General features: G+C 67.5%; 8 protein-coding genes. 6 read left to right on the top strand and 2 right to left on the bottom strand.

From position 1 onward, the window contains the following. Window positions 1–39 precede the first annotated feature (39 nt). From ACFDTC_RS16475 to ACFDTC_RS16460, 4 genes are all read left to right on the top strand, one after another. The gene (locus ACFDTC_RS16475) at window positions 40–1,614 is read left to right on the top strand and encodes an ABC transporter substrate-binding protein (RefSeq protein ID WP_375259973.1); all 1,575 of its coding nucleotides are present in this window, start codon (window positions 40–42) and stop codon (window positions 1,612–1,614) included. 92 nt (window positions 1,615–1,706) lie between these two features. Continuing rightward, window positions 1,707–3,257 carry an ABC transporter substrate-binding protein gene (locus tag ACFDTC_RS16470; protein WP_375259972.1) on the top strand — a complete coding sequence of 517 codons (1,551 nt, stop codon included), beginning with the start codon at window positions 1,707–1,709 and terminating at the stop codon, window positions 3,255–3,257. A 3-nt stretch (window positions 3,258–3,260) separates the two neighbouring features. Next, on the top strand, window positions 3,261–4,244 hold the full coding sequence (locus ACFDTC_RS16465; RefSeq protein WP_375259971.1) for an ABC transporter permease: 984 nt from the start codon (window positions 3,261–3,263) through the stop codon (window positions 4,242–4,244). A gap of 1 nt (window position 4,245) precedes the next feature. After that, complete coding sequence (locus tag ACFDTC_RS16460; protein ID WP_375259970.1) at window positions 4,246–5,223, top strand: ABC transporter permease; 978 nt, start codon at window positions 4,246–4,248, stop codon at window positions 5,221–5,223. 2 nt (window positions 5,224–5,225) lie between these two features. On the opposite strand, the gene ACFDTC_RS16455 is transcribed toward ACFDTC_RS16460, so the two are convergent. Next, window positions 5,226–5,423 carry a hypothetical protein gene (locus tag ACFDTC_RS16455; protein WP_375259969.1) on the bottom strand — a complete coding sequence of 66 codons (198 nt, stop codon included), beginning with the start codon at window positions 5,421–5,423 and terminating at the stop codon, window positions 5,226–5,228. 152 nt (window positions 5,424–5,575) lie between these two features. On the opposite strand from ACFDTC_RS16455, the gene ACFDTC_RS16450 reads away from it, so the two are divergent. Together ACFDTC_RS16450 and ACFDTC_RS16445 are read left to right on the top strand one after the other, a co-directional pair. Beyond that, on the top strand, window positions 5,576–6,562 hold the full coding sequence (locus ACFDTC_RS16450) for an ABC transporter ATP-binding protein (RefSeq protein WP_375259968.1): 987 nt from the start codon (window positions 5,576–5,578) through the stop codon (window positions 6,560–6,562). Then, window positions 6,559–7,524 carry an ABC transporter ATP-binding protein gene (locus tag ACFDTC_RS16445; protein ID WP_375259967.1) on the top strand — a complete coding sequence of 322 codons (966 nt, stop codon included), beginning with the start codon at window positions 6,559–6,561 and terminating at the stop codon, window positions 7,522–7,524. Before ACFDTC_RS16450 ends, ACFDTC_RS16445 begins: the two co-directional genes overlap by 4 nt. Before the next feature lie 77 nt (window positions 7,525–7,601). Here the strand turns inward: ACFDTC_RS16445 and ACFDTC_RS16440 are convergent. Then, window positions 7,602–7,869, bottom strand: a 268-nt coding sequence (locus ACFDTC_RS16440; RefSeq protein ID WP_375259966.1) for a hypothetical protein, incomplete at its 5' end; no start/stop codon positions are given.

Genomic DNA, 7,869 nt, shown 5'->3' with positions numbered 1-7,869 from the left:
GGCCCGGAAACAGGGCCGCAACCTCACAGGGAGACGACCATGAAGACCACCGGCATTCTCGCCGCCGCGCTGCTGGCAAGCACCGCGCTCGGCGCCTCGGCCGAGACGCTGCGCTGGGCCCGCGCGGGCGACAGCCTGACGCTCGACCCGCACGCGCAGAACGAAGGCCCGACGCACACGCTGTCGCACCAGATCTACGAGCCGCTGATCATCCGCGACACGACAGGCGCGCCGCAGGCGGCGCTTGCCACCGACTGGGCGGTGTCGCCCGACGATCCCAACGTGTGGGTGTTCAACCTGCGCCAGGGCGTGACCTTCCACGGCGGCGAGGAATTCACCGCCGAGGACGTCAAGTTCTCGATCGAGCGGGCGCAGTCCGAGAACTCGAACATGAAGGAGCTGCTGAACTCGATCGTCGAGGTCCGCATCGTCGACGACCACACCGTGGAATTCGTCACCGACGGCCCGAACCCGATCCTGCCGGCAAACCTGACCAACCTGTTCATGATGGACAAGGGCTGGGCCGAAGCGAACGACGCCGTGGACGTGCAAGACGTCGAGGGCGGCGAGCAGACCTTCGCCGCGACCAACGCCAACGGCACCGGCGCCTACACCCTCGTCTCGCGCGAGCCCGACGTGCGCACCGTGCTGGAGCGCAACGAGGACTACTGGGGCATGGACGAATTCCCCATGGAGATCACCCGGATCGAGTACACGCCGATCCAGAACGCCGCGACCCGCGTCGCCGCGCTGCTGTCGGGCGAGGTGGACTTCATCCAGGACGTGCCGGTGCAGGATCTGGGCCGCGTCGCCGAGACCGAGGGCCTGGTCGTCAAGACCGCGCCGCAGAACCGCACGATCTTCTTCGGCATGAACACCGCCGAGGAGGACCTGGCGAGCGACGACGTCGAGGGCGAGAACCCGCTGGCCAGCCCGCAGGTGCGCGAGGCGATGAACCTGGCGATCAACCGCGAGGCCATCCAGCAGGTCGTGATGCGCGGCCAGTCCGCGCCCGCGGGCATGATCGCGCCCCCGTTCGTCAACGGCTGGACCGCCGAGATGGACCAGATCGAGACGGATCTCGACGCCGCGCGCGCGCTGATGGCCGAGGCGGGCTACGAGGACGGCTTCTCGATCCGGCTGGACTGCCCGAACGACCGCTACGTCAACGACGAAGCGATCTGCCAGGCCGCCGTCGGGATGCTGGCGCAGATCGGCGTCACGGTGAACCTGGACGCCAAGCCCAAGGCCCAGCACTTCCCGCTGATCACCAACGGCGAGACCGACTTCTTCATGCTGGGCTGGGGCGTTCCCACCTACGATTCCGCCTACGTGTTCAACTTCCTCGTGCACACCCGCGGTGACGAGCGCGGCAGCTGGAACGCGACCGGCTACTCGAACCCGGAAATCGACGAGATGATCGTCAGCCTGGAGTCGGAAACCGATCTCGAGGCCCGCAACGAGACCATCGCCTCGATCTGGGAAGTGGTGCAGGAAGAGCAGCTCTACCTGCCGATCCACCACCAGGTGCTCAACTGGGGCATGACGGACGCCGTCGGCACCGAGGTGAGCCCCGAGGACGATCCGAAGTTCAAGTATTTCACCATGAACTGACTTGACCGGCCGGCCACGTTGGTCGGACGCTGAAACCGGGGCACGCGGGCCGACCGCGTGCCCCGACCTTTTGGAACCGGGGGATATTCGCGATGAGAAACTTTTTGATGATCGGCACCGCCTGCGCCGCGCTGGCGGCACCGGCCGCGGCCGAGACCTTTCGCTGGGCCGAGCAGACGGACCCGAACACGATGGACCCGCATGCCGGCAACTCGACGCCCGTGCTGGGCTTTCTCAACAACGTCTACGAGGGCCTCGTCCGCCGGAACCGCGACATGGGCGTAGAGCCGTCACTGGCCACCGCGTGGGAGCCGATCGGCGACGGCGAGGGCTGGCGCTTCACCCTGCGCGAGGGCGTGACCTTCCACGACGGCGCGGATTTCACCGCCGAGGACGTGGTCTTCAGCTACGAGCGCGCCTCGTCCGAGACGGCCGATACCGCAAGCTGGTTCTCGGGCGTGACCGACGTGGTGGCGGTCGACGATTACACAGTCGACATCATGACCGACGCGCCGAACCCGATCTTTCCCGACAGCATCGCCAACTGGATGATGATGGACAGCGGCTGGGCCGAGGCCAACGGTGCCACCCGCCCCGCGCCGACCGAGGGCAACTACGCGACCCTGCGCGCCAACGGCACCGGCCCCTACATCCTGGCGGAGCGCGAGCCCGGCCTGCGCACCGTGCTGACGCCTTGGCAGGACTGGTGGGGCGAGGATCGCGGCAACGTCACCGAGGGCATCCTGACCCCGATCGACAATTCGGCCACCGCTGTGGCCGCGCTGCTGGCGGGCGACGTGGACATGATCAACCCGGTGCCCGTCCAGGACGCCGACCGTGTCGACGCGGCCGAAGACGTCAAGCTGATCCGCGGCACCGAGGCGCGCGTGATCATGTACGGCTTCAGCCAGGACAAGGACACGCTCTACGGCACCGCGGAGGAGAACCCCTTCCTCGATCCGCGCGTCCGGCAGGCAGTGGCGCACGCGATCAACGTGCCGGCGATCCTGCAGACGATCATGCGCGGCTCGGCCGAGCCCGCGTCGCAACTGGTCTCGGAGGCGATGAGCGGCTACTCGGACAGCCTGTCCGAACGCCCCGCCCACGACCCCGAGCGCGCACGCGAACTGCTGGCCGAGGCAGGCTATCCCGATGGCTTCGAGTTCCTACTGAAATGCACCAACGACCGCTACATCAACGACGAATCCGTCTGCCAGGCGACCGTCTCGATGCTGGCGCAGGTCGGCCTCACGGCGCAGTTGGACGCGGTGCCGGTGCGCAACTACTGGGAAGAGCTGCGCGCCGACAATTACGACATGTATCTGCTGGGCTGGTCGCCGGGCACGTTTGACGCCGAGCATCCCTTCCGCTTCCTCGTGCACACGCCGCAGGACAATATCGGCACCTGGAACTTCGGCGGCTACTCGAACGCCCGCGTCGACGAGTTGATCGCCGCGCAGCAATCGGAAATCGACCCGACGGAACGCCAGGCGATGCTGGACGAGATTGCCGCGACCGTGCAAGAGGACGCCGTCTACGTGCCGCTCTACGTGCAGCCGCTGCTGTGGGGCACGCGCGACGACGTCGATCTCACGGTGCGTGAGGACAACTTCTTCATCCTGCGCTGGGTAACGGTGAACTGATTCATGCTGGCCTACATCATCCGCCGGATCGCGCAGTCGATCCTCGTTCTCTTCGTCGTGGGCCTTGTGGCCTTCTCGATGTTCCGGTTCGTCGGCGATCCGGTGGACAACATGCTGGGCCAGGAACGCACGCAGGCGGACGTCGAACGCCTGCGTGACCAGCTGGGCCTCGATCAACCCTTCATCGTCCAGTACTACAAGTTCCTCGAACAGGCGGTGCAGGGCAATTTCGGCCTCAGCTACCGCCAGGGCCGTCCCGTGGCCGAGATCCTGATGGAGCGCGCGCCCGCAACGCTCGAGCTGGCCTTCGTATCGGGCGTGCTGGCGCTGGTCGGCGGCATCGGGCTGGGCATCTTCACCGCGATCCGAAGGCGGGGCATATCCGCCAACGCGATCATGACCCTGTCGCTGATCGGTGTGTCGCTGCCCACCTTCCTGATCGGCATCCTGCTGATCTACCTGTTCTCGGTCGAGCTGGGCTGGCTGCCGTCGTTCGGGCGCGGCGACGTGGTGAACCTCGGCTGGTGGACGACCGGCTTTCTCACCGTCTCGGGTCTGAAGGCGCTGATCCTGCCCGCGATCACGCTGGGCCTCTACCAGATGACGCTGATCATGCGCCTCGTGCGGACCGAGATGCTCGAGGTCTTGCGCATGGACTACATCCGCTTCGCCCGCGCGCGGGGCATTCGCGAGAAATCGGTCAACTTCCGCCACGCCCTGAAGAACACGCTGGTGCCGGTGATCACCATCACCGGTCTGCAGCTGGGCAGCATCATCGCCTTCGCCATCATCACCGAGACCGTGTTCCAGTGGCCCGGCGTCGGGCTGTTGTTCATCAACGCGATCCAGTTCGTCGACATCCCCGTCATGGCCGCGTACCTGATGCTGATCTCGGTCATGTTCGTCGGCATCAACCTGATCGTCGACATGCTCTATTTCGCGATCGACCCGCGCCTGCGCGTCGACCGTACCGCCGGAGGCCACTGACATGCCCCTCTCCGACCGCCAGTCCGACGCGACGACCATCGCCGAATCCGCGCACGTGGCCGGACCCTCGCGGGCGCGCCGCGCCTGGGACAGCGACTTTGCTTACGCCTTCCGCCGTGCACCGGTCGCGATGATCAGTTTCACGGTCGTCGTGGTGCTGGTGCTGGCAGCCCTGCTGGCGCCGGTCATCGCGCCGCACGACCCGTTCAACCCGGCCACGCTGAACCTGATGAACGGCTTCACGCCGCCGGGACAGGCGAACGCCTTCACCGGCGACTACTTCCTGCTGGGCACCGACGACCAGGGCCGCGACGTGCTGTCGACGATCCTCTACGGCATGCGGATCTCGCTCTTCGTGGGGTTCTCGGCGGTGGCGCTGGCGCTGGTGATCGGCGTCGCGCTGGGGCTGCTCGCCGGCTATGTCGGCGGCTGGGTCGAGACGATCATCATGCGTGTGGCCGACGTGCAGCTGACCTTTCCCGCGATCCTTGTGGCCATGCTGATCTTCGGCATCGCCAAGGGCGTCACCCCGCCGGAATACCGCGACCAGGTGGCGATCTGGGTGCTGATCCTCGCCATTGGCCTTTCGGATTGGGTGCAGTTCGCGCGCGTCGTGCGCGGCGCCACGCTGGTCGAGAAGAACAAGGAATACGTCCAGGCGGCGAAGCTGATCGGACGCACGCCCTTCGCGATCATGCTGCGCCACATCCTGCCCAACGTGCTGAACCCGGTGCTGGTGATCGCGACCATCTCGCTCGCGCTGGCCATCATCGCCGAGGCGACGCTGTCCTTCCTCGGCGTGGGCGCGCCGCCGACCAAGCCGTCGCTCGGCACGCTGATCCGCATCGGGCAGGAGTTCATGTTCTCCGGCGAGTGGTGGATCCTGTTCTTCCCGGCGCTGACGCTGCTGGCGCTGGCGCTGTCGATCAACCTGCTGGGCGACTGGCTGCGCGACGCCCTGAACCCGAAACTGCGGTGAGGTCAGTCATGGTCCTTCCGCGCGACGGCGTCGAGCTGCGGCGCCATGGTGCACCAGCGGTCGTCGGCGTGGCGGTCGCTGCGCACCCAGACCGCGTCCTCCGCCTCGGCCAGGATGGTGATCCGGCCGGGCTCGGTCGCGACGCGATCCTCGGCCAGCAAGCTGAGGAACAGGGCGAGAGCGTGTGTCGTGAGGCACATGGGCTGTCTCCGGCGGCCTGCGCGACGCGCTGTGACATCGCTATGTTAACCATAACCCCGGGCGCTTTGACGTTCCGTCAAGATGGCACACGCTTGCGTGAGCACGCGCCCGCCCCGTCCGCTTTTCCGCCCCGAACCAGAGGCGCCACCGCATGAGCACACCCGTCCTGTCCGTCCGCGATCTCACGGTCGAGATCCCCACCCGTCACGGCATCCTGCGCCCGGTCGACACCGTCAGCTATGATATCCACGCTGGCGAAATCCTCGGCGTCGTGGGCGAATCCGGCGCCGGCAAGTCGATGACCGGCAACGCCGTGATCGGCCTGCTCGACCCGCCGGCGCGCATCACCGCCGGGCAGATCCTGCTGTCGGGGGAACCGGTGCACGCGCTGAAAGGCGACAAGCTGCGCCGCTTGCGCGGCCGCAAGATGGGCATGATCTTCCAGGACCCGCTGACCTCGCTCAACCCGCTGCTGACGGTCGGCGAGCAGATCGAGGAGACGATCCTCGAGCACATGAACGTCTCGCAAGCCGAGGCGCGCCGCCGCGCGATCGCCGCGCTGGAAGAGGTCGGCATCCCCGCCGCCGAGGCGCGCATCGGATCGTACCCGCACGAATTCTCGGGCGGGATGCGTCAGCGCGTGGTGATCGCGCTGGCCCTCTGCGCCGAGCCGGATCTGGTGATCGCGGACGAGCCGACCACCGCGCTGGACGTCAGCGTGCAGGCGCAGATCATCGCGCTGCTGAAACGGCTCTGCCGCGAACGCGGCGTCGCGGTCATGCTGGTGACCCACGACATGGGCGTGATCGCCGAGGCCGCCGACCGCGTCGCGGTGATGTATGCCGGCCGCCTGGCCGAGCTTGGCCCCGTGCGCGAGGTGCTGACCCGCGCGCATCATCCCTACACCGCGGGCCTCATGGCATCGACCCCGCTGGCCAGCCAGGGCCGCAAGCGGCTGGTGCAGATCCCCGGCGCCATGCCGCGGCTGGGCAACCTGCCGTCTGGCTGCGCGTTCCACCCGCGCTGCGACCGCGCGCAGGACGTCTGCCGCCGCGACCCCGGCCCGACGCTGGACGCCTATCGCGGCCGCGCCGCCTGCTGGTTTCCGCTGAATACCGAAGAAAAGGTCACCACATGAGCGCACTCATCAAGGTCGAGGGGCTGACCCGCGTCTTCGACGTCTCGAAACCCTGGCTGAACCGCGTGATCGAACGCAAGCCGCGCGCGCTACTGACCGCCGTGTCCGATGTCAGTTTCGAGATCGAGGAGAACTCGGTCTACGCATTGGTGGGCGAGTCCGGCTCGGGCAAGTCGACAATCGGCAAGATCATGGTGGGGCTCGTGCCGCCGTCCAAGGGGCGCGTCGAGGTCGACGGCGTGGATCTTGCGACCGAGAAGGACGACGACAAGGTCGAGGCCGTGCGCGCCGAGATCCAGATGATCTTCCAGGATCCCTACGCCTCGCTCAACCCACGCTGGCGGGTGCGCGACATCATCGCCGAGCCGGTGGCGGCCCGCGGCGGCGACACCAAGGGCTTGGCCGAAAAGCTGCTGGAACAGGTCGGCCTGTCGGCGGCGGACGCGTCGAAGTACCCGCACGAATTCTCGGGCGGCCAGCGGCAGCGCATCTGCATCGCGCGCGCGCTGGCGTCGAACCCCAAGATCATCGTCTGCGACGAGCCGACCTCGGCGCTCGACGTCAGCGTCCAGAGCCAGGTGCTGAACCTGATGACCGACCTGCGCGAGGAGCTTGGGCTGACCTACCTCTTCATCAGCCACGACCTGACGGTCGTGCAGCACATGGCAGACCGCATCGGCGTGCTCTATCTCGGCCGCCTCGTCGAGGAAGCGCCGCGCGACCGGCTTTTCGATGCGCCGAAACATCCCTACACGCAGATGCTGTTCGACGCGGCCCCGCGCATGGATGCCTTCGGCCGCGAAGTCGAGCCGCCGAAGGGCGAGATCCCCGATGCGATCAACCCGCCGCCGGGCTGCGCCTTCCATCCCCGCTGCCCCATCGCCATCGACCGGTGCAAGACCGAGCGGCCGCTGATGCGCCCCATCGGCGATACGCGGGTGGCCTGCCACCGGGCGGAATGACGGGCGGCCACGCGCCGTCGCGGTACTGGTGAAGAATCGGCCTTTCCGGAGCGCCGTCGATGGCGCCGCAAGCTCGCCTACGGCTTTGCGCGTTGCGCCTGGTCCGCGTCGGCGGCCTTGACCGTGTCGCGGTCGGTCGTGCCGGGGCGCGGCGGATCGAAGGCAGAGAACTGCCGCATCGGAAAGCCGAAGCTGCGCCCCACCGGCCAGCGCGCCATCAAGGTTCGCCGCGCCTGTTTGGCAGCGGGCGCATCCTGAGGCACGGGACCGGAACCACCGCCGGTCCGGTCTCCGCCCGTCTTCTGCCGGGCGATCAGCCCGTCGCCCATCATCTCGTCGATGAAC

Source organism: Citreimonas sp. (genome assembly GCF_042096055.1).
In the GTDB taxonomy this organism is placed as follows: Bacteria; Pseudomonadota; Alphaproteobacteria; order Rhodobacterales; family Rhodobacteraceae; genus Citreimonas.
Note: the sequence above shows the minus strand (reverse complement) of the source record. Positions and strands in the feature narration are given on the sequence as shown.

Coding starts and splice junctions, on each gene's coding strand:
- ACFDTC_RS16465 (WP_375259971.1), top strand. CDS start 3,261: ATGCTGGCCTACATCATCCGCCGGATCGCGCAGTCGATCCTCGTTCTC.
- ACFDTC_RS16450 (WP_375259968.1), top strand. CDS start 5,576: ATGAGCACACCCGTCCTGTCCGTCCGCGATCTCACGGTCGAGATCCCC.
- ACFDTC_RS16455 (WP_375259969.1), bottom strand. CDS start 5,423: ATGTGCCTCACGACACACGCTCTCGCCCTGTTCCTCAGCTTGCTGGCC.
- ACFDTC_RS16460 (WP_375259970.1), top strand. CDS start 4,246: ATGCCCCTCTCCGACCGCCAGTCCGACGCGACGACCATCGCCGAATCC.
- ACFDTC_RS16470 (WP_375259972.1), top strand. CDS start 1,707: ATGAGAAACTTTTTGATGATCGGCACCGCCTGCGCCGCGCTGGCGGCA.
- ACFDTC_RS16475 (WP_375259973.1), top strand. CDS start 40: ATGAAGACCACCGGCATTCTCGCCGCCGCGCTGCTGGCAAGCACCGCG.
- ACFDTC_RS16445 (WP_375259967.1), top strand. CDS start 6,559: ATGAGCGCACTCATCAAGGTCGAGGGGCTGACCCGCGTCTTCGACGTC.